This is a genomic window from Plantactinospora sp. BB1, from assembly GCF_003030385.1.
GTDB lineage: Bacteria > Actinomycetota > Actinomycetes > Mycobacteriales > Micromonosporaceae > Plantactinospora.
This window is the reverse complement of record NZ_CP028159.1, coordinates 2,036,710-2,055,234: the sequence shown is the minus strand read 5'-3', so window position 1 is coordinate 2,055,234 and position 18,525 is coordinate 2,036,710. Positions and strand designations below refer to the sequence as shown.

Sequence of the window (18,525 nt, the reverse complement as noted above, 5' to 3'; positions counted from 1 at the left end):
AGGCAGGGAGCTTGATGTCCGAATTCCAAGGGAGCCACCCGGATCCCCGTCAGCCCACGACTCGGCCGAAAAGGCGTCGGTCCCGGTGGTTCTTAGCCGGCGGCATCGTCGCCGGCAGCCTGGTGGCCGGCGCGGCCGGCCTGGCCGGTGTCGCCACCCTGGCCGGTGACAAGGGCCTGGCAGACGTGGACCTGGGGCAGTTGTCGATCGTCGCCGCCGCCAACGACGACAAGGGCGACGAAGGCAGGGACCGGGGCAAGCACGAAGATCCCAAGGACCCGAACGGCAAGCACGAGGGTGGCGAGGACTCCCAGGGTGGCAACTGGCAGGACTACTGCAAGCCCGGCGGTGGCCGGCAGGGCCACGACGACAAGAAGGCCGAAGAGTCGAAGGCCGCGCCACGCGACACGAAGGACTCGAAGGCGAAGCCCGAGGAGGCGAAGCCGGAGGAGTCGAAGGACCCGAAGGCCGGACCGACGGCGACCAAGGACCCGAAGGCCGGACCGGCCGCCGAGTCCAAGGACTCGAAGGCGAAGCCCGAGGAGTCGAAGGACCCCAAGGCCGGACCGACGGCGACCAAGGACCCCAAGGCCGGACCGACCGCGACCAAGGACCCGAAGGCCGGACCGGCCGCCGAGTCCAAGGACGCCAAGGAGAAGCACGAGGGTTCCAAGGACGACAAGGACGCCAAGGACAAGCACGAGGGCTCCAAGGACGACAAGGACTCCAAGGACTCCAACGGCTCCGGCTGGCAGGGTGGCTCGCAGGGCGGATCGCAGGGCGGTTCCGGCTGGCAGGGCGGCTCGCAGGGCGGATCGCAGGGTGGCGACGAGAAGGACTCGTCCGGGGAGACTCCCGGCTCCGACAGCTCTCGTTGGCACGGCGGCTCCCAGAGCGGCGGCGAGAACGGCTCGGGTTGGCAGGGTTCCGGCTCGGAGGGCTCGGGCTCGGAGGGCTCGGGCTGGAACGGCGGGTCCCAGGAGGGCCGCGAGGGCTGCGGTTCGGACAAGCGCGAGGACGAGAAGGTGACGTCCGTACCGTGCGACCCCGACAAGCTCATCGCCGCGCTGGTGCACGCCAACGCCGAGGGCGGCGGCAGCCTCAAGCTCGCGCCGAAGTGCACCTACACGCTCACCGCGTACGACGACAGCGGCGAGAAGCACAACGGCAAGGGCGAGAAGGACTACGGCAAGGCGCCGACCGACGCCGCCAACGGTCCTGCCGGCGCGTCGGCGGCCGCGGGCAGCCAGAACGGCAAGAAGGACGAGAAGAAGCACGACAAGAAGAACGACCGGTCCGGTCTGCCGGTGATCAAGGCCCCGATCAAGATCAAGGGTGAGGGCGCGACCATCACCCGGGACAGCTACGCCAAGGACTTCCGCTTCTTCACCGTCCGGGACGGCGGGGAGCTGGAGTTGAGCGAGGTCTTCCTGGAGAACGGGCGGGCGGACACCGGCGGCGCGATCTCGGTCGACCACGGCGCCAGCGCCAAGGTCAAGCGGGTCACCATCTCGGACAGCACCGCACTCGCCAAGGACGGCGGCGGCGGCGCGATCTTCAACGACGGCCACCTGGCGGTCGCGGAGAGCAAGTTCGAGGAGAACAACTCCGCCGGCAACGGTGGCGGGATCCTCAACGGTGGTGTCCTCACCGTGGAGAAGTCCGAGTTCTTCAGCAACAGCGCCGACAAGGCCGGCGGTGGGCTCGCCAACTACCAGGGGGCGGCCGACATCACCAAGAGCGCCTTCGAGCACAACAACGCGGCAGAGGGCGGCGGCATCGCCAGCGTCTCGGCCCGGACCAAGGTCTGGGACGGCGAGGTCAACGGCAACACCGCGAAGGTCGGCGGCGGCCTCTTCAACAAGGACGCCACCCTCACGGTCCGGGGGCTGCACGTCAGCAAGAACCTCGGCACCAAGGACGGCGGCGGCATCGCCACCATCAAGGGCCTGCTCACGGTGGACGACAGCAAGATCACCAAGAACACAACCCGGGGTGACGGCGGCGGCATCTTCGCCGAGAAGTCCGAGGTGATCGTGCGGAACACCGAGGTCAGCAAGAACAGCGCCGTCGGCGCACGTTCGGTCGGTGGCGGCATCGCGGTCGAGGGCGGTTCGCTCGAACTGAAGAAGAGCAAGATCGTCGAGAACGACGCGACCAAGAAGGGCGGCGGGCTCTTCGCCGAGCACGCCAAGGTCAGGGTGGACGACGACACCGTCATCAGCAAGAACCGGCCCGACAACTGCGCCGGCAAGGAAACGATCGACAACTGCTTCGCCTGATCCTCGACATCCGAGGCGCAGGTGACCGGTGACGGGTAGCCGGCAACGGAGACCACCACCGGTGACGGAGCGGACGCATCCGGTCCGTCGGGGGGAACGATCAGCAGATCGCACCCTCGGCGGGCCGGATGCGCCTTTTCGGGTACCCGGCAGGGCCGGGCGGGTGGGTCAGGCGACGTCGAGGACCCGGCGTACCCGGGACAGCCGGCCCGCCGCCAGGTCCGGGCCGTCGATCCAGAACGAGACACCGACCAGTTCGCCCCAGGCGGTCCCCTCCTCGGCCTCAAGCGTCAGCAGCGGCCGGTGGCCGGGCAGATCCGCCACCGGATCGTCCGGCCAGCCCAGCAGCCGGTGCCGCACCGTCGGCAGCCGGTCGCGGATCTCGGCGACCAGGCTCATCACCCTGATCGGGTCGGTCGAGAAGACCGGCGCGAGTTCCGGCTCGGCGTAGTCGGGAGCGGCCAGGACCGGGGCGGCGACCAGCGGCAGCGCCGGGATCGGCACCACCTCCGGCGGGGCGGCCCGGTCCGGCACCCCGACGGGTACGTGCAGCACGACGCAACCGTCGTCACCCGGGTCCGCCCCGAAGTCGGCGTGCTGCCACTCGTCGATGAAGAAGAGCAGCGCCCCGTCCCGGGGCAGTGTCCACTCCGGACCGAGCAGCGGCGCCAGCGCGGCACAGTCGAGCCGGGCCAGCAGCGTCATCGGCCGACCCCGGTGGTGCGGCCACGGCACGTCGTCGGGCAGCCCGGGCAGCCCGCCGTACCAGCCGGCGACCGGGCCGGGAGTTCCGCCGTTGCGGGACCGGGCCGGTACGGCGAGTCCGACCGAGGGGCGGAGCAGGCCGAGGATCTGTTCGACCAGATCGGGAGCCGCAGGTGCCCGGGGTGAGTCGGCGAGGGCGGCACGCAACGCCGCCACCGCGCGGGAGAAGTCCATATCGTCCGAGGATGCCAGGCCGAGCGGGCCGATCCCAGTCAGGCCGAGCGGGCCGATCCCAGTCAGGCCGAGCGGGCCGATCCCAGTCAGGCCGAGCGCCGGGCGGGACCGAGGACCGTGCGCTATCCCCGGGTCGCCACGGCGCGGGCGAAGAACGCCAGGTTGGCCGGGCGCTCGGCGAGCCGACGCATCAGGTAGCCGTACCAGTCGGTGCCGTACGGCAGGTAGACCCGTACCGTGTGGCCGGCCTCGGCGAGCCGGTTCTGCTCGTCCGGGCGTACCCCGTAGAGGAGCTGGAACTCGAACTCCTCCGGCGTACGGTCGAACCACCGGGACCGGTCCTCGGCGATCGCGATCAGCCGGGGGTCGTGGGTGGCGACCATCGGGTACCCCTGGCCGGCGAGCAGGACGTTCAGGCACCGGACGTACGATTTGTCCACTTCCCGGGCGGACTGGTACGCCACCGACTCCGGCTCCTTGTAGGCCCCCTTGCAGAGCCGCACCCGCGACCCCGGGGTGGCCAGCTCCCGACAGTCCGCCTCGGTACGCCGCAGGTACGCCTGGAGCACCGCCCCGGTACCCGGAAAGTCCTTGCGCAGCTCGGCGAGGATGTCCAGGGTCGAGTCGGTGGTGGTGTGGTCCTCCATGTCCAGGGTGACCGTCGTCCCCGCCGAGGCGGCGGCGGCGCAGATCGCGTGCGCGTGCTCCCGGGCCAGCCGCTCGTCGAACTTCTGCCCGAGCGCCGAGAGCTTGACGCTGACCTCGGCCGGCGGGGTGAGCCCGGCCCCGGCGAGCCCGCCGAGCAGGGCCAGGTATTCGTCCCGGACGGCGATGGCCTGGTCCGCACTGACGGTGTCCTCGCCCAGGTGGTCGATGGAGACCGCGAGACCGTCGGCGACGAGCTGGCGGGTGGCGCGCAGCGCGTCGTCGGTGGTGGTGCCGGCGACGAACCGGCGTACGACGTCCCGGGTGAACGGGGCCGTCTCGACGAGCCGCTCGATCCGGGATGACCGGGAGGCGGCGAGGATGACCGATCGGAGCATGAGCTGAGCGTAACGCCAGCCGCTTGCCCGTACGCGGGGACCGGAGGCCCGGCCGTCCTCCGCCGCCGCCCTCTCCCGACCTCCGACTTACCGGACGAAGAGTGGCGTTGGCTGCGATTCCGCCCGGGACCATTGTTATCGGATCATCGTCTGGTCCGCAGGCGGTTGCTCGGTGACCGGCGGGCATCCGGTGCCCGCGCCACCGACCGGCCGGTCCCGGAGCACCGATCGCTACTCGCCGTTCCTTCCCCGCTACATGGGCGCGCCACCGGAGCCGTAAGTCGTCTACGGTTGTCGGGTGAACTTCGACGCGTACGCCCGGACCGGGGTCGATCTCGTCAACGCGCGACTCGACGACCTCGACGGCCTGCGGGCCGTTTTCACCGACGAACACGGCTGGATGCGCGACGAGGTGACCGAACGGGACGTCGCCGCCTTCCGTCGGGCCCAGAAACGCCTGCGGGACGTCTTCGAATTCGGTTCCTCGGGACGGGACGCCGACGCGGTGACCGAACTGAATTCACTTCTGGAGAGTTATCCCGTCCAGCCACGGATATCGGGGCACGACGCCAAGGACTGGCACATGCACGTGACCAGCCGGGGCGCCTCGGTGAGTGCCGAGTTCCTCGCCGGTGCGGTCTGGGGCCTCTCGGTCTGGCTGTGCGAGTACGGCAGTTCCCGGTTCGGCGTCTGCGCCGACGACCGGTGCGGCAACGTCTACCTGGACACCTCGTCCAACTGCTGCCGCCGGTTCTGCTCGGAACGCTGCGCCACCCGGTCACACGTGGCGGCGCACCGGGCCCGGAAGCGGGCCGCGGTGGAGGCGCAGGCACCGGTCGCGACCGGGATCGAGGAGAAGACCCCGACTCCGGTCGGCTGACCGTCCCGCGGCGACGCCGCCCCGGCCCACAGCGCCGGGGCGGCCGGGCCGTCAGCGCTCCTCGCGGAACTCCACGTGCCGGCGGAGCACCGGGTCGTACTTGCGCACCACCAGCCGGTCCGGGTCGTTACGGCGATTCTTCCGGGTCACGTACGTGTAGCCGCTGCCGCCGGTGCTGCGCAGCTTGACGATCGGGCGTACGTCGTTGCGCCGGGCCATCAGAGCGTCACCTCCCGCCGCACCGAGACCCGCTCGGTGCCGTCACTCGGCTTGGCGTTCGCGCGGGCGACTCGTCTGGACATCTGTTCCTCCTCGACCGCGAAGTACCGCGGCGACCGGTTTCGTCCCGACCAGGACTTCCCCCGGCCCCGCCCGCCGAGTTCCACCGGGCGGGCGACTCTAACCCCGCCGCCCGGACCCGTCCGCCGGCCACTCCCAGCGCCGCCCCCACCCCGGGCTCGCCACCAGGCGCCCGACCACCGCTACGCACCGTCCAGTTCGGACGGCGGGTCCGGCCAGGTGCGGGCCTCGGAGCGGAACAGTTCGGGATCACTCGCCACCGGGATCACACAGAGCAGGTGACCGCCCGGTGCCCGGAGCACGTGGCACTCCAGCCAGGTCGCGACCTCGGTGGCGCCGAGTGCGATCAGCCGGGCCACCTCGGCCGGCACGTCGTCCGTCTCGATGTCGACGTGGTAGCGGGCCGGAGCGTCGACGGACTGGATCGCCGTGGTGAGCCCGGGAATCGCCCGGCTCAACACCTGGAACTGCGGTTCGCCCGGCTCCGGCCGGGCCGGGGTGCCGAACACCCCCGACCAGAAGTCGGCGGCGGCGTCGACCTCCCCCTCCGGCGTGTCGATGATGATCGCGTACGTCCGGGAACGATGCATCGACAGGACTTTACCCGGATCGCCCGGACGGGGCGCCGAAGCTCAGCGCCGGCCGGCTCCGGCCGGCTCCGGTCAGCTCAGGTCGGTCAGCTCAGGTCAGTCAGGTCGAGCCGCCAGTCGTTCGAGCGCATCAGCCGCCCCTTCGGGAACTCGAAGTCGGTCTCGCCACGGAACTCGAACCCGGCCTTGCGGCAGACCGCGTTGGAGGCGGCGTTGTCGACCGAGGGATAGGCGTGGGCGTACCGGCGGTCTCGCCGCGCCCGGGCCTCGTCGACGACGGCCAGCAGCGCCGCCGTGGCCAGCCCTCTGCCCTGGTGTTCCGGCAGGATGCTCCAGCCGATCTCGTAGACCGGCTCGCCGTGCCAGTCCCGTTCCCAGTAGCCGACGCTGCCGACCGCAACCCCGTCCGGCAGGGCGACCACCCGGAACATGCACCCCTGCCTGCCACCGCCGAACCGGAGGTACCGCTCGTGCCGGGCGAGGACCTGCTCCTCGGTCTCCGGGCCGCCCAGGTGCCGCTTCATCTCCGGGATGTTGATCCGGCGGAGCAGGTCGAGGTCACCCTCGCTCCACGGCTCGATCCGGACCCGATCCGCTCCTCCGGCCACGTCACCCCACCTTTCCGCTCGTCGCTCTCCGCCATTCAAGCCGGTCGGGGCGACGATCCCACCGGAAACCACCGCCGCTTTCTACCGCGCGGGAAACGCCGCCGGGCGGCAGGACGGGACGTCGACTCACGGGCCGGGGTCGGGGCGCGGCGCGGTGGCCAACCGGTCGAGCTTCCAGCTGCCGAGCGCCTGGTCACGCTGCTCGGCCAGCAGCCGCAGCGCCGCCCCGGATCCACCCTCATGCCATTCCTCGCAGAGCCGCTCGTAGAAGGTGCCCCGCTCCGCCAGCCGCCGGCTGCCCCGTCCGGAAGCCGTACCGGCCTTCTGCCGGCACAGCGCGGTGAGCTGCTCGGCGGGTTCGACAGGTGATCCGCTGCCGGTGACCACCCGCCAGCCGGGTAGGTGGTCCCAGTGCTTGCCGCGCCGGTGCGGATCCTGGGCGAAGTCCCGCTCGGCCACCTCGGCGAGACGCTCGACCGGCCAGGCGTCGATCTCCGCCAGGCCCGCGTCCAGTACGAACCGCCGGATGGCGTCGGCCGCGTCGTCGGCGAGCAGGTCGACGGTACGCGGACCGGAGCGGACCTCGTCCATCCGGATGCCGTACGTCAGCCCGAAGCCGAGCGGCGGCGTCACCAGCGGCTGCACCCCGGCGGCGGCCCACCCCACGGGCCGGCTCGGCGAACCGGAGTAGCCGATCCAGCCGAGTGCCCAGTCCAGCGGCTCCCGAACCAGCGACATGCCCAGCCCGGTACCCCGGACCGACCACTCGCCGGGAAGCGCGGGCCGCAGCTCGAAGAGGATCTGCCGCCACCGTCGGGCCCGCTGGGCAGACACCGTCATGCGCACCTTCCGGGGGGTACGGGGCCGGGACGACCGGTCACTCTACCGAGCGCCCCCGTCGGCCCGGCCACTGTCAGGCGCGCTCGGGGAAGTCGTCCGGTGGATAGACCACCGACCACGGTCGGGGCTGGCCCGGCCGCAGCACGGTCGGGGCGGCCGGTGCCGGGCCGGCGAGGATCTCTGCGGCGGTCTCGGCGAAGGTCGACGCGGCCGGATGCGCCGCCCGGTCCGGCCAGACCGCCGAGGTGCGGCGCCGCAACACCGGTTCGGTCAACGGCCGCCAGGCGACCCGCGGCTCCCGGCGGGCCGTCGACTCCGGCTCGAACGCCACGCACCGCCGGGCGAGCACCAGAGCCAACAGGAACTCGGGGTTGCCGGCGTGCCGGACCCGCCGGGGCGTGAAGCCGTGCCGGCGGCAGACGTCGAGAACCTGGTCGTGCCAGTCCGGCGCGGTGGCCCGAGGAAAGATCGCCAGGTCGTACCCGGCGAGGTCGGCCAGGGTCACCTCCCGCAGCTGGGCCAGCGGCGAGGCACGCGGCAGCAGTACCCCCAACCGGACCTCGACGGCCGGCCCGACCCGCAGCCCCTCGCCCCGTACCGGATGGTGCACCAGCCCGACGTCGAGGCGGGCCTCGGCGAGCATCCGAAGCTGCTCCGCGCTGGTCAGCTCGTGCAGGTCCACGTCGAGCCCGGGTGCCCGGTCGGCCATCCCGGCCAGCAGCGCCTGGAGCGTGACGGCCGGGGTCTCCGGCGGTACCCCGGCCCGCAACGTCCCGATCTCGCCGTCCCGGGCCTTGCGCATCACGATCCGGATGCGTTCCTCGGCGGCGAGCAGGGTCGGCGCCTCGGCCAGCAGGAGCTGCCCGGCGGTGGTCAGGCTGATCTGGCGCCGGGAGCGGTCGAAGAGCACGACGCCGAGATCCCGCTCCAGCCGCTGGATCGACTGACTCAGCGGCGGCTGGGCGATGCCGAGGATCTCGGCGGCCCGGCCGAAGTGCAGCTCCTCGGCCACCACGACGAACTGCCGCAGGTGCCGGGCCAGGTCCACCCGGCCGATGATATGAGTTCGGATATCGGAGCCGCCCGCCGGCCGGCTATCGTCGCCAGGTGCCGACCCTGGAAGCCATCACCGGGATATTCGACGAGGTGGGAGTCGACGCCCGGCTGCACGTCACCGACATCGACGGCGGGGCCGAGCTGGGCGTCGGCGCCGACGACCAGGTGGTGCTCGCGTCGATCTTCAAGATCCTGCTGGTCCTGGAGTTCGCCCGGCAGGCCGCCGCCGGGCAGCTCGACCCGACCGAGCGGGTGGTGGTGCGCGCCGAGGACCGGTTGGGCGGCTGGGGTACGGCCGGCTGCGCCGACGACGTCGAGGTGTCGCTGCGCGACCTCGCGTACTTCGCCATGACGGTCACCGACAACAGCGCCGCCGACCTGCTGCTGCGCCGGGTCGGCCCGGACGTGCTGCCGCTGCTCGCGGCCGAGCTGGGGCTGACCCGTACCCGGATCCTCGGCGGGCCCCGGCAACTCCTGGAGTCGATGTACGCCGACGTCGGCGCGCGGGACGACGCCGAGTTCGCGCAGATCTTCCCGCTGCTGCCGGAGGAGCGGATCCGGGCGATGCGGGTGCACGACCCGGAGCGGACCACCTCCAGCACGGCCCGGGACGTCACCCGGCTGCTCGGGCTGATCTGGCGGGATGAGGCGGGCCCGGCGCCGGCGGGTGCGCTGGTCCGGGAACTCATGGGCCGGCAGCTCTTCTGGACCCGGATCGCCTCCGGCTTCCCGCCCGGCGTACGGGTGGCCGCGAAGACCGGCACCCTGCCCGGCCTGCACGCCGAGGCCGGGGTCGCGGAGTATCCGGACGGCGGCCGGTACGCGATCGCGGTCTTCGCCCGGACCCGGCGGCTGGCCACCCGCCGGATCGACGTCGACCTGGCGATCGGCGAGGCGGCCCGGACCGCCGTCGAGGCCCTGCGGGCCGGCTGACCGGTCCCGGCCCACCCCCACGAGCTGGTCTGATACTCGAACCAATATCGGCCGCCCCGCCGGTGGGAGAGCGGAACGGACGGCGGGGCGGTCAGGCCCGGAGGAAGCGGTCGACCGGCAGCGGACGGTCGGCGATCCGGATGTCGCCGATCCACCCGTAGAAGCCCGGCCGCAGAATCCGGTCGCGGTGGTCCGCCCCGACCAGCCACGAGTCGCCCGAGGCGGCCAGCCCGGACGCCGCGACGGAGGGGTTGCGGAGCAGCCGTGCGCCGTCGACGTAGAGGGTGCTGAGCCGGCCGTCGTTCACCACCGCGACGTGGAACCATTCCCCGGCGGTCAGCTCGTGCCCCCAGTTGGCGACGATGCCGTCCAGCTCGACCGGGAAGACGGCCCACTTCAGCGCCATCCCGGCGGAGAGCCCGAGCAGCGCGGTCGGCTCCGCCGGGTCGGCCCCGGTCTTGCCGGCGTCCCGGCCGGTGCCGTACCGGCTGAGGATGCCCATCCCGGCCGAGCCGATCTGCCGGACGTCGGCCGGCAGCTTCACGAACGCCTCGATCGTGTAGCCGTGCCCGAACGTCGCCGCGTTCAGCGGCGCACCGTCGACCGTACCCAGACAGCCGCCCGGGGTCGCCCGCCGGCCGCCGGAGAAGAAGAGGCTGGCGTGTGCCGGCTGGTCGTCGTGGTGCTCGGTCGACCAGCGCAGCGCCTCCGGCCGGCCACCGGGCAGGCTGAGCCGGGTCAGGTGGTTGCCCCGGCCGGAGAGATCCTCGATTCGGTGGCCGTCCGGTACCGCCGCACCGTCCCGCCCCTGGTCGAACCGCCAGTACGCGACGACGCCGTCACCGACCACGGCGGCCGGCCCGCGCGGTGCGCGGCGGGCGACCGGGGCGAAGCCGGCGAACCGGTCGGCGAAGTCGATCGCCAGGCTGAACCGGTTGGCCGGGTCGGTCAGCTCGACCTCCCGCCGGGCCAGCACATTGCGCCGCTGCGCCGGCTGGCCGAGGATCCACGGCGAGAGCGTCTCGACGTCGATCGTGTTCCGGGCCAGGTCGAACGAGTAGAGCCGGAGCATCCCGCCGCCGCCGTAGTAGCGGTCCTGGTAGTTGGTGATGTGCACCTGCACGTCCCGGCCGGCGCTGTTGCGCAGCACCGTGCGCCCCGGCGGCCAGTAGTGCCCGTTGAGGGTGAGGAAGATCTGGTCACTGTCCCTGACGAGCCGGTCCCAGAGCCGCTGGCCGTGCCCGGAGAGCCAGGTGGCACCGGCGTGGTCGGCGTCGGCCAGGTCGTGGGTGGTCAGGATCGCCGGGCTGGTCGGATGCGCCGCCAGCACCGACCGCGCCCAGTCGAGCGTGCCGTCCGACGGTCGCCAGTCCAGCGCCAGCAGCAGCCACTCGCGTCCGGCGGCGGTGAAGACGTGGTACGTGTTGTAGCCGTCCGGCGTGCCGCCGCCGTACGTCGGCAGCCGGCGTGACCGGTGCGGACCGAAGACCTCCAGGTAGGGGCTCGGTCCACGCTGGTCGGTGGTGGAGGCGTCGACGTCGTGGTTGCCGGCCAGCACGCTGTACGGCATCCGGTGCCGGTCGAGGATCCCGAAGACCCGGCCCGCCTCGGCCAGCTCGGCGGCGGCTCCGTTCTCGACGATGTCACCGAGGTGGGCGGTGAGGACGATGTTCCGCTCCGCCCGGTGCGCCACGAGCCAGCGCAGTGTCGCGGCCAGCGGCGCGCTGTCGCCCCGCTCGCCGTCGAAGAGGTACTGGGTGTCCGGGATGACGGCGAGGGTGAACCGGGGCGAGCCGGTGTCCGGGGCCGGCTCGTCGGCGTCGACCCGCTGCCAGGCGAGGGTGGCGGCCGGCAGCAGCGCCCCGGTGGTGACGCCGCTGACCATCCCGGCCCCGACCAGTCCGGCGCCCTGGAGGAACCCGCGCCGGCTCGGGTTCTGTTCCATCGTCGTACTCCTCGGATCGTCGTTCCGCGGACCGTCGCGCCGTGGATTGTCGTACTCCGCGGTTCGTCGTTCCTCAGATCGTCGTACTCCTCGGGTCGTGGCGGTCGCGCCGCGCCGGGATTGCCGGCGCCGCAGGGCGGTGCGGAGGCGGTGGCCCGGTGGTGGCGGCTACTTCCGGGAGGCGTGCCGGGCCAGGGAGCCGGTCCCGAGCGGCACCGGCCGGTCGGCGCGTCGGCGCTGGTGGACGGCGTAGCCGACGAGCAGGGCCAGCACGATCGCGGACCCGGCCAGGCCGGCGAGCAGGACGGTACGGCTCCGGTCGGCGGGTTTGGCCACGGCGCCGGGACGGGTGAAGGTCACCTGGCCGGTGGCGGTACGCCTGGTCCAGCCGCTGGCCAGTTCCAGCTTGGCGGTCCACGGGCCGTCCGGGGTGTTCCGGCCGATCGGCACCTGCACGGTCGCGGTGGCGCCGAGGGCGAGGGTGGGTGCCTCGACCTTGAACGGGCCACTGTTGAGGTTGTCCGGTCCGTCCTTGAGCTGGAGTGTGCCGTCGAGGTCGAGGGCCCGCTTGCCGGTGTTGGTCACCGAGGCGGTGAGCGTGGCGGTGCCGTCGGGGGCCCGGGTGCCGGTCAGGTCGGTGATGGTGAAGTCGGACGCTGGTTCGCCACCGGGACCGACGGAGAGGTAGATCCGGACCCCGGCCCGGCCGATGTGCCGCACGGTGGAGTCGGCGAGGCCGGCGGTCTGCGCCCAGAGCACCGCATAGCGTTCCCCGGCCGCGGCGTCCTCGGGGACCCTGATCGTGGTCCACACCGTCGCCCGTTCGTCGGGATCGAGGTCGAGGCGGTTGCGGTCCACGGTCACCCAGCTGGACAGCTCGTTCGCGGTCCGGTCGGGGGCGACGACCCAGGTGGCCTTGTCGACGGTGGCCGCCGCCGGATAGACGGCGACCTCGCGGCGGATCTCCGAGGCGCTGGAGACGACGATCCGGCGCCGGACCGTGGTGCCAGGCTTCACGTGGTCGACGATGTAGTGGTAGGCACGGCTGTCCTCGCGCCGGTTCACCGGCGCGTCGAGCAGCCGGACGCTCACCCCGACCTGCGGGGCCGTGGACGCGGCCGGTGGGGACGGATCGGCGGCGGCGCCGGGCGCTCCCGCCAGCACGAGTACGGCGAGGGTGAGGGCGCAGCCCGCCAGGGACCGCCGGTTACGACACAGAATGGGTTACCGTCCCGGTGTACAGGCCGCCGACCGCGTCGGACGGGATGTTGATCACCAACGTCGGGTTCCAGCTGGCGGAGTTGTTGCCGCTGCCGGAGGTCTTGGAGAAGGCCGTGCGGGGCACGCTGAGGCTGACCCGGTCCGCCTCGGTGGGCTGGCCGGGAACGAAGGTGCCGGTGCCGGTCGTGGAGGTCGCCGGCCCGGACCAGTACTCGACCAGTTGTGGCTGGATGATCTGCCCGGGGTCGCCGTCGCCGGTGCGGAACTCGCTGGAGACGACCGAGGCGGTCCAGGTGGCGTTCGCGGCAGCCCGCTGGTCACGGACGGTCACGGTGCCCAACTGTCCGCTGAGGCGCTGACCGGGGAAGGCCGAGCCGAGGTTGACCGCGGCGGGCGCCTCGATGGTGAGGTTGGCCGTGGCGACGGTGAACGTCACGATGGTGTCTGCGGACGGCTGGGCCGCCGCCGGCGTGGCGATCAGCAGGGTGGCTGCGGCGAGGCAGAACGTGGGCGCGAGCATCTTCTTCATGCAGAGGTTGCAACACACCAAACCCGCCTAAATAGGGCATTCGACGCCAGCCCGGCAGGAGCATGGACGAGGCGGTCAGGAGACGGAATGCGTGACCGTACCTCGGTAGAGGCCGACGACCGCGCCCGACGGAATACTGACCACCAGGGTCGGCATCCAGCTCACCCGGTTGTTGGCGTTGCCGGAGGTCTTCCGGAACGCGATGCGAGGCACCGTCAACGCCTGTGCCTGCGCGCTGGTGGGCTGACCCGGCACCAGGTTGCCACCCCCGGTGTGCCGGGTGACCGGGCCGGACCAGTACGACACCCGGCTGGTGGGGATGGTCTGCGCCGCCGAACCGGAACCGGTGATGAACGGCGTCGAGGTCACCGTCACCGTCCAGGTGTTCGGGTTGATCGGCCGGCTGTCCCGCACGGTGACCACGCCAAGCCGGCGGCTGAGGGTGGCGCCGGGCAGGCCGGCCCCGAGACTGGCCGTCGCCGGGACAGTGATCGACAGGTCGGTCTGCCGCAGCCGGGAAACCACGAACGTAGCAGCGGCGGCCGGCTCGGCCGGCAGAACCGCTGGAACGGCACCCGACAGGAGAATAATTCCCCCTAAGGTCCTCAAACATCTCACGGACGGAGTATATGGCCCTGAATAGGACAAGGAGCGAGCTGCCGCTCCGCCGTGGGACTGGCGAACCGGCCGGCCGGGTTAGCCGCCCGATGGCCGGCTGCGCGTCGCGACGGCGTACGTGACCGTGGAGGCCGACCGGGTGATCGGCATCCAGGTGGCGGCCTCGGCGGCCGGGGCGGCGATCGTGCCGGCCACGGTCGGCGTGATCCTGGACCGGTCCGGTGCCGGATCGCTCGGCCCGTGCCTGCTGGTCCTGGCCCTGGCGGAGTCCGCGTGGACCCGTTCGCCGGTGGTCAGGATGAGCAGGGGGAACATCGGTGCCGCCGCGAGGCCGAGCAGGACGATGCCGGCGGTGGCCGTACGGCCGGGAAGCAGCAGCAGGACGGCGGCCGTGACGGTCGTGGCGAGGGCCGCCCGGAGTACCAGGTGTGCCCCGCACCGGTCGGCGACCGGGCCGAGGAGCAGGCGCCCGACGAGCAGCGCGACCCAGTAGCCGGAGACGGTCAGCGCGGCCGACCCGGCGGACACTCCCGCCGCCTCGATCAGGTGCAGGTACGCCCAGAGGAGGGCGCGGCGATGCTGGCCGGGGGCGGGGTCAGGTCGGGCCTGACCCGGCGGGACGGTCGTCGGTGTGCTGGTGGTGGATCGAGGAGCTGGCCCGGCCGGTGCGGGCCAGCGGCTTGCTGCCGAGATGCGGGTCGAACATCGCCAGGTGGGAGTCGCGCGGTACCGGCCCACCCCGCCACATCCGGGGCGACCGGACGCCGTACTCGAACATGGCGGCATAGCCGAGGAATCCGAGGGCCAGCACGATCAGGGCGATCTCGGCCGCGGCGAGGAGCAGCGGCCAGAGCGGGCTGGTGGCCGAGACGACGGCGTCGATGCCGATGCCGTAGACCAGGGCGGCGACGGCCAGCAGGGCGGCGCCGAGGCCGTACGCGACGAAGCGGTGCCGCCGGGTCAGGGCGGTGGAGTAGACGGTGAAGACGACCGTCTGTCCACAGTGTCCGCACTGGATTCGCTGCTCGGCCTTGCCGTGTGTCGGGCGTGTGGCGGTACGGGCCGTCTCGCAGTATTGGATGCCGAAGCCGCCACCGTCCGAGGCCAGGTCCAGGACATGCCCCGCTTCGAGGCGTATCCGATCTCGGACGTGCCAGAACGCCACCCGATCCTCCCGCAGAGGTCAGACATCCATGTACGGCTATCCTGGCACATTTCGGCATGGATTCCCTCTGCTGCCGAACGTGAGAGATTAGCGACATCTGTGCGCGTCGGCCCAGGTTCGATGTGGATGCGGGTGGACCGGCGCCATCCCAGCCGCCCGGCGGTGACGGCTGCTCCTGGCCCGGCAGTGGGCCGAAGTACGGGTCGACCGGCGGCGGCAGGTCGGGATCGAGCGGCGCGCTGGCGTACGGGTCGACGGGCGGCTCGGAGCTACAGCAGGGGCTGCGCCAGGTGGCGACGCTCAAGACCTGCGACCAGGTGCTGCATGCCCGGCACCTCCGCCCAGTCCTCCCAGGAACTGTCGATCACCACCGGCCCGTCGACTCGTTGCAGGATGACCCGTTCGTTGTTGAACAGCAGCACCCCGTACGCCGGATAGTCGTTGAAGAACGCCAGCACCACGCGGATCATCGTCCGGGTGGCCTCGTCGCGCGCTTCCTCGGTCGCCCGGTTCGACAGCCGAAACGTCGCGGTCACCCGATGCTCGAAGCCGAGGATGCCGGCGATCGGTGACACCTCGTCCGGGTCTTCCTCGCGGGCGGTCACGTCAAGCGCGTCGCTCCGGACGAAGTTGCCCAGGACCTCGCCGCCGGTGGCATTCGCGATGAAGGTGCTGAACTTTTCGGTCGTCAGATCGGCGGAGGCGTACAGGACGTATTCCATTGCCATGAGCAGTGCCTATCTTACGAGGTGAACGGATAGAAGGGGATGACCTGACCGTCCTTGACGATCTTGACCTCTTGCAGCCCCTCGATCGGTTTGCGGCGCAGGATGTCTTCGATCTCCTGCTGGGATCGTGGGCAGTCGTCGAGGTTGAGGACGATCCGGTCGGCTTGACCGTCAGCCACCTTGTCGCTGATTCCCTTACGGATCTGATCGAGGTTGCGGGACTCCGGGGCGTAGCAGTCGAAGTACTCCCCCTCGATCTTGTAGTCGGGGTTCTTCCCGTTCGGCTTACCCGGTGGGTTCTGCTCGACGTCGTACCCATGCTCGGCGAGCGTATCGGCTGATTCGTTCTCGCGTCGGAGGGCCCGATCCTTCTTCCTGGTCGGATGCGCGTCGGTCCGATCGCCCCGGGGCTTGGCATCGGGATCGGGTTTGCGGGACGGGTTCGTGGTGCCCTTCCCGCCCTTGCCCAGGCGGCCGCGCAGCCGCTCCAGGATCTTCTTCAGCGCCGGAATGAGTTCGTCGAGGCGGCCGATGAAGGAGGCGAACTTGCGCAGGCTGCTCAGCAGTGCCCGAACCCAGCGGGCGATCTTCGCGGCCCACGAGGCGATCAGGGTGAGCGCCTGCTCCACGACCAGCGGGGCGGCGAAGCCGCCGGTGGCCAGCAACTCGGCGGCGTAGACCACCAGCCGGGACACCAGGGCGGCGATCGCGTCCCGGACCAGCATCCGCACCCCGGCGATCAACTGACCCGCGCTCTCGGTCGCCACGGCCATCGCGTCGGCGGCCTTCGCCAGTCCGGCGATCGCGTCCTGCTGCTCCTTGGCCCAGGACCGGTACGCGTCGCCGGCGCTGCCGGTCCAGTCGCTGACGTCGGCCCGAACCTGCTGGGCCAGGTCAGCCACGCTCTCCCGCAGCGAACCGGCCACGTTCCGCCAGGTCTGGGCGTACGCCGCGATCTGCGCCGGATCGCCGGCCAACCAGTCCAACGCCTCACTCAGCGGCTTCACGTGCTCGATCAACCACGCGATGCCGTACTGCAGAAGCACGCCGGCCGGATCACTCACCAGGGCCAGGGCGTCCAGCCCGGCGCTGACCCCGCCGAGGACACCATCGATCCAGCTGCCGCTTTCGATGCCCTGGATCAGCAGTTCGATGTCCTCGGCGATCCAGATCCCGGACCAGGGGCTCGGAGAGGTCTCCTGCGGGGTGGCCACCAGCGGGTTGACGCTCACCGCCCACCCCGGATCTGGTCCAGCTTTGCCGAGCTGCGCTCGTCGGTCGACTGGTAGTCGTCGGCCGCCGACCGTACCCGGGCGCCGGTGTCCCGCACCGACTCCGCCGCCGCGTCGATGCCCTCCACCAGGATCGACTGCAACTGACCGAGCAGGGCGGGCACGATCACGCAGAGCCGGCCGTATGCCTCGGGCCCCGGTCGGGTGGCGTCGCCCGCCTGTTTCGCCGTCGCCAGATCGCCCGCCACCGCGTCGAGATGGCCGGCGTGCGCGCGCAGGTCGGCGGCATTTGCCTGGATGCCGTCACCGCCGGCCGTCACGGTCATCCTCCGCGACGGGCGGCACCCGGTGGGCGTACGAGGAGATCACCGCACGCCCGGTGTCGCTGTCGGCGCCCACCGTCTCCTCGGTCACCCGAGCGACCCGGGTGGCCAACTCGGCCATCGCCTGCCGAATCACGGCAAGGATCTGCTCGGACGTCCGGTCCGCCGGCTGCCGCCGAATGCCCTCGTCCAGCCAAAGGCCGGTGATGGTGCCCGACCCGGTGACGGTAACCTCCACCAGGCCGTCACCGCTGCGGCCGGTCGCGGTCAACTCCGAGACCCGCTGCGACAGCTCGCGAGCCCGCCGAAGCCGTTCCTCGATCTGCGTTTCCCAGGAATCGACCCACCGCTCGGCCTCATCGAGATCCCGCTCGTCACCCAGCACGCGTCGCTCCCCTCCCCGGCCCTGCTCAGGCCAGCGGCCCTTCGAGTTCCATTGACAGCTGGAGCGACGTCGATGTTAGCCAGCGCACGCAATTTCGAGCCGTTGCTGGTCAAGGCGGACGGGAGTGACAACCGTCATCTTCGGACAGCTCGTCCGGAAGGGCGGGAAGCTCGGGTGAACGTGGACGACGTGCGGGCGTTCGCCGGGGAGGATCCGAAGCGGGCGGCCATCGGTCGCCGTTCGCGGTCAGTGGGCGCAGGGTCCGGGGTGGTTGACGAAACGGTTGCACCGCCGCCGGCTGCCGGGGCCGGCGCGGGGCTCGTCGATAGCGGCGTCACACCATATTCGGGTACGCGTCGACTGCTCGTCCTCCGCCGAGATGGTCACCTCGCCAAAATCGAGTACGGGTACGTGCGCGAGCGAGGTGCGCAGGGCTACGAGCAGGTCGACGGTCGCCTGGTGGCTGGTGAGGGTGGCGGGAAGGTGGATCACCCAGTGTGGGGCGCTCACCAGCGGCCGCCGTTGCGGGGTTGCCGGTCCTGGTCGGTGCCGTTGACGGGTCGGCGCCCGGTGGCGGGCCGGGTGTGTGGCGGAGGTTGGGCGGTGGCGTCGGCGGGTGGATCGGCGAACGTGCAGCCGATGTGTCGGGCCTGCCACTGGCGTAGCCCCTGGCGGACGCGTTCGGCCTGGCTGCGGGCGGTGGTGGCGTCGCGTTCGAGGCGCTCGACCTCGGCGGCGACCAGGCGGAGGAACTCGTAGACCTCGTTGGGGTCGAGGCCACGCCATCGGCGGCGCATCACGGCGGAGGCGACGCGGATGACGGCGGGGCGCAGACGTTCACCGGCCTGGTTCATGTTCCTCCCTCGGTTCGTCGGGTTGCTCGGATGGCACCGAGGCGGGCGGGGACG

Annotated in this window: 23 protein-coding genes; 3 read left to right on the top strand and 20 right to left on the bottom strand. The window is 71.7% G+C overall.

The features are described 5' to 3' along the window. Nucleotides 1-122: 122 nt before the first annotated feature. Complete coding sequence (locus tag C6W10_RS08805) at nt 123-2,282, top strand: hypothetical protein (RefSeq protein WP_107257643.1); 2,160 nt, start codon at nt 123-125, stop codon at nt 2,280-2,282. Between the two features lie 168 nt (nt 2,283-2,450). On the opposite strand, the gene C6W10_RS08800 is transcribed toward C6W10_RS08805, so the two are convergent. Further along, on the bottom strand, nt 2,451-3,221 hold the full coding sequence (locus tag C6W10_RS08800; protein WP_107257642.1) for a DUF1963 domain-containing protein: 771 nt from the start codon (nt 3,219-3,221) through the stop codon (nt 2,451-2,453). 122 nt (nt 3,222-3,343) lie between these two features. Continuing rightward, the gene (locus C6W10_RS08795; protein ID WP_107257641.1) at nt 3,344-4,264 is read right to left on the bottom strand and encodes a proline dehydrogenase family protein; all 921 of its coding nucleotides are present in this window, start codon (nt 4,262-4,264) and stop codon (nt 3,344-3,346) included. Between the two features lie 298 nt (nt 4,265-4,562). Between C6W10_RS08795 and C6W10_RS08790 the strand changes: the two genes are divergently transcribed. Further along, nucleotides 4,563-5,144, top strand: coding sequence for a CGNR zinc finger domain-containing protein (locus C6W10_RS08790; protein WP_107257640.1), 582 nt, complete (start codon nt 4,563-4,565; stop codon nt 5,142-5,144). 51 nt (nt 5,145-5,195) lie between these two features. Here C6W10_RS08790 and rpmG read toward each other — a convergent pair whose 3' ends face one another. The 6 genes from rpmG to C6W10_RS08765 all read right to left on the bottom strand — a co-directional run bounded on the left by rpmG (nt 5,196) and on the right by C6W10_RS08765 (nt 8,530). Further along, nucleotides 5,196-5,363, bottom strand: coding sequence for a 50S ribosomal protein L33 (gene rpmG / locus C6W10_RS08785; protein WP_107257639.1), 168 nt, complete (start codon nt 5,361-5,363; stop codon nt 5,196-5,198). After that, nucleotides 5,363-5,530 (bottom strand): hypothetical protein, encoded by a 168-nt coding sequence (locus tag C6W10_RS37195; protein WP_159104523.1) that lies wholly within the window; start codon nt 5,528-5,530, stop codon nt 5,363-5,365. Before C6W10_RS37195 ends, rpmG begins: the two co-directional genes overlap by 1 nt. 96 nt (nt 5,531-5,626) lie before the next feature. Then, nucleotides 5,627-6,034, bottom strand: a complete 408-nt coding sequence (locus tag C6W10_RS08780; protein WP_107257638.1) for a VOC family protein — start codon at nt 6,032-6,034, stop codon at nt 5,627-5,629. A gap of 86 nt (nt 6,035-6,120) precedes the next feature. Further along, a complete protein-coding gene (locus C6W10_RS08775; protein ID WP_107257637.1) occupies nt 6,121-6,642 on the bottom strand; it encodes a GNAT family N-acetyltransferase in 522 nt (173 codons plus the stop codon). A 126-nt stretch (nt 6,643-6,768) separates the two neighbouring features. Then, nucleotides 6,769-7,482 carry a hypothetical protein gene (locus tag C6W10_RS08770; RefSeq protein WP_107257636.1) on the bottom strand — a complete coding sequence of 238 codons (714 nt, stop codon included), beginning with the start codon at nt 7,480-7,482 and terminating at the stop codon, nt 6,769-6,771. 73 nt (nt 7,483-7,555) lie between these two features. After that, complete coding sequence (locus tag C6W10_RS08765; RefSeq protein ID WP_107257635.1) at nt 7,556-8,530, bottom strand: LysR family transcriptional regulator; 975 nt, start codon at nt 8,528-8,530, stop codon at nt 7,556-7,558. Nucleotides 8,531-8,589: 59 nt separating this feature from the next. Here C6W10_RS08765 and C6W10_RS08760 point away from each other — a divergent pair, with 59 nt between their 5' ends. Further along, nucleotides 8,590-9,471 (top strand): serine hydrolase, encoded by an 882-nt coding sequence (locus C6W10_RS08760; RefSeq protein WP_107257634.1) that lies wholly within the window; start codon nt 8,590-8,592, stop codon nt 9,469-9,471. Between the two features lie 91 nt (nt 9,472-9,562). Here the strand turns inward: C6W10_RS08760 and C6W10_RS08755 are convergent, their stop codons facing one another. The 12 genes from C6W10_RS08755 to C6W10_RS38445 form a co-directional block, all read right to left on the bottom strand. Then, nucleotides 9,563-11,416, bottom strand: coding sequence for a LamG-like jellyroll fold domain-containing protein (locus C6W10_RS08755; RefSeq protein WP_107257633.1), 1,854 nt, complete (start codon nt 11,414-11,416; stop codon nt 9,563-9,565). A gap of 168 nt (nt 11,417-11,584) precedes the next feature. Beyond that, nucleotides 11,585-12,580, bottom strand: a complete 996-nt coding sequence (locus tag C6W10_RS08750) for a hypothetical protein (protein ID WP_234361670.1) — start codon at nt 12,578-12,580, stop codon at nt 11,585-11,587. A 43-nt stretch (nt 12,581-12,623) separates the two neighbouring features. Continuing rightward, nucleotides 12,624-13,166, bottom strand: coding sequence for a hypothetical protein (locus C6W10_RS08745; RefSeq protein ID WP_107257631.1), 543 nt, complete (start codon nt 13,164-13,166; stop codon nt 12,624-12,626). A 75-nt stretch (nt 13,167-13,241) separates the two neighbouring features. After that, the gene (locus C6W10_RS08740; protein ID WP_199853897.1) at nt 13,242-13,691 is read right to left on the bottom strand and encodes a hypothetical protein; all 450 of its coding nucleotides are present in this window, start codon (nt 13,689-13,691) and stop codon (nt 13,242-13,244) included. Between the two features lie 171 nt (nt 13,692-13,862). Beyond that, nucleotides 13,863-14,312 carry a hypothetical protein gene (locus C6W10_RS08735; protein ID WP_107257629.1) on the bottom strand — a complete coding sequence of 150 codons (450 nt, stop codon included), beginning with the start codon at nt 14,310-14,312 and terminating at the stop codon, nt 13,863-13,865. A 67-nt stretch (nt 14,313-14,379) separates the two neighbouring features. Continuing rightward, a complete protein-coding gene (locus C6W10_RS08730; RefSeq protein WP_107257628.1) occupies nt 14,380-14,949 on the bottom strand; it encodes a hypothetical protein in 570 nt (189 codons plus the stop codon). A 269-nt stretch (nt 14,950-15,218) separates the two neighbouring features. Further along, a complete protein-coding gene (locus C6W10_RS08725) occupies nt 15,219-15,677 on the bottom strand; it encodes a SitI3 family protein (RefSeq protein ID WP_159104522.1) in 459 nt (152 codons plus the stop codon). A gap of 14 nt (nt 15,678-15,691) precedes the next feature. Continuing rightward, entirely contained in the window at nt 15,692-16,909 is a 1,218-nt protein-coding gene (locus C6W10_RS08720) for a WXG100 family type VII secretion target (RefSeq protein ID WP_107257626.1), read from the bottom strand. Further along, on the bottom strand, nt 16,906-17,229 hold the full coding sequence (locus tag C6W10_RS08715) for a type VII secretion target (protein WP_234361669.1): 324 nt from the start codon (nt 17,227-17,229) through the stop codon (nt 16,906-16,908). Before C6W10_RS08715 ends, C6W10_RS08720 begins: the two co-directional genes overlap by 4 nt. Beyond that, nucleotides 17,213-17,617, bottom strand: coding sequence for a YbaB/EbfC family nucleoid-associated protein (locus C6W10_RS08710; protein ID WP_107257624.1), 405 nt, complete (start codon nt 17,615-17,617; stop codon nt 17,213-17,215). The genes C6W10_RS08715 and C6W10_RS08710 overlap by 17 nt, the downstream gene beginning before the upstream one ends. A 246-nt stretch (nt 17,618-17,863) precedes the next feature. Then, nucleotides 17,864-18,127: a hypothetical protein gene (locus C6W10_RS08705; protein ID WP_107257623.1), complete on the bottom strand. Its 264-nt coding sequence runs from the start codon at nt 18,125-18,127 to the stop codon at nt 17,864-17,866. Further along, entirely contained in the window at nt 18,124-18,471 is a 348-nt protein-coding gene (locus tag C6W10_RS38445) for a DivIVA domain-containing protein (RefSeq protein WP_234361668.1), read from the bottom strand. Before C6W10_RS38445 ends, C6W10_RS08705 begins: the two co-directional genes overlap by 4 nt. Nucleotides 18,472-18,525 lie beyond the last annotated feature (54 nt).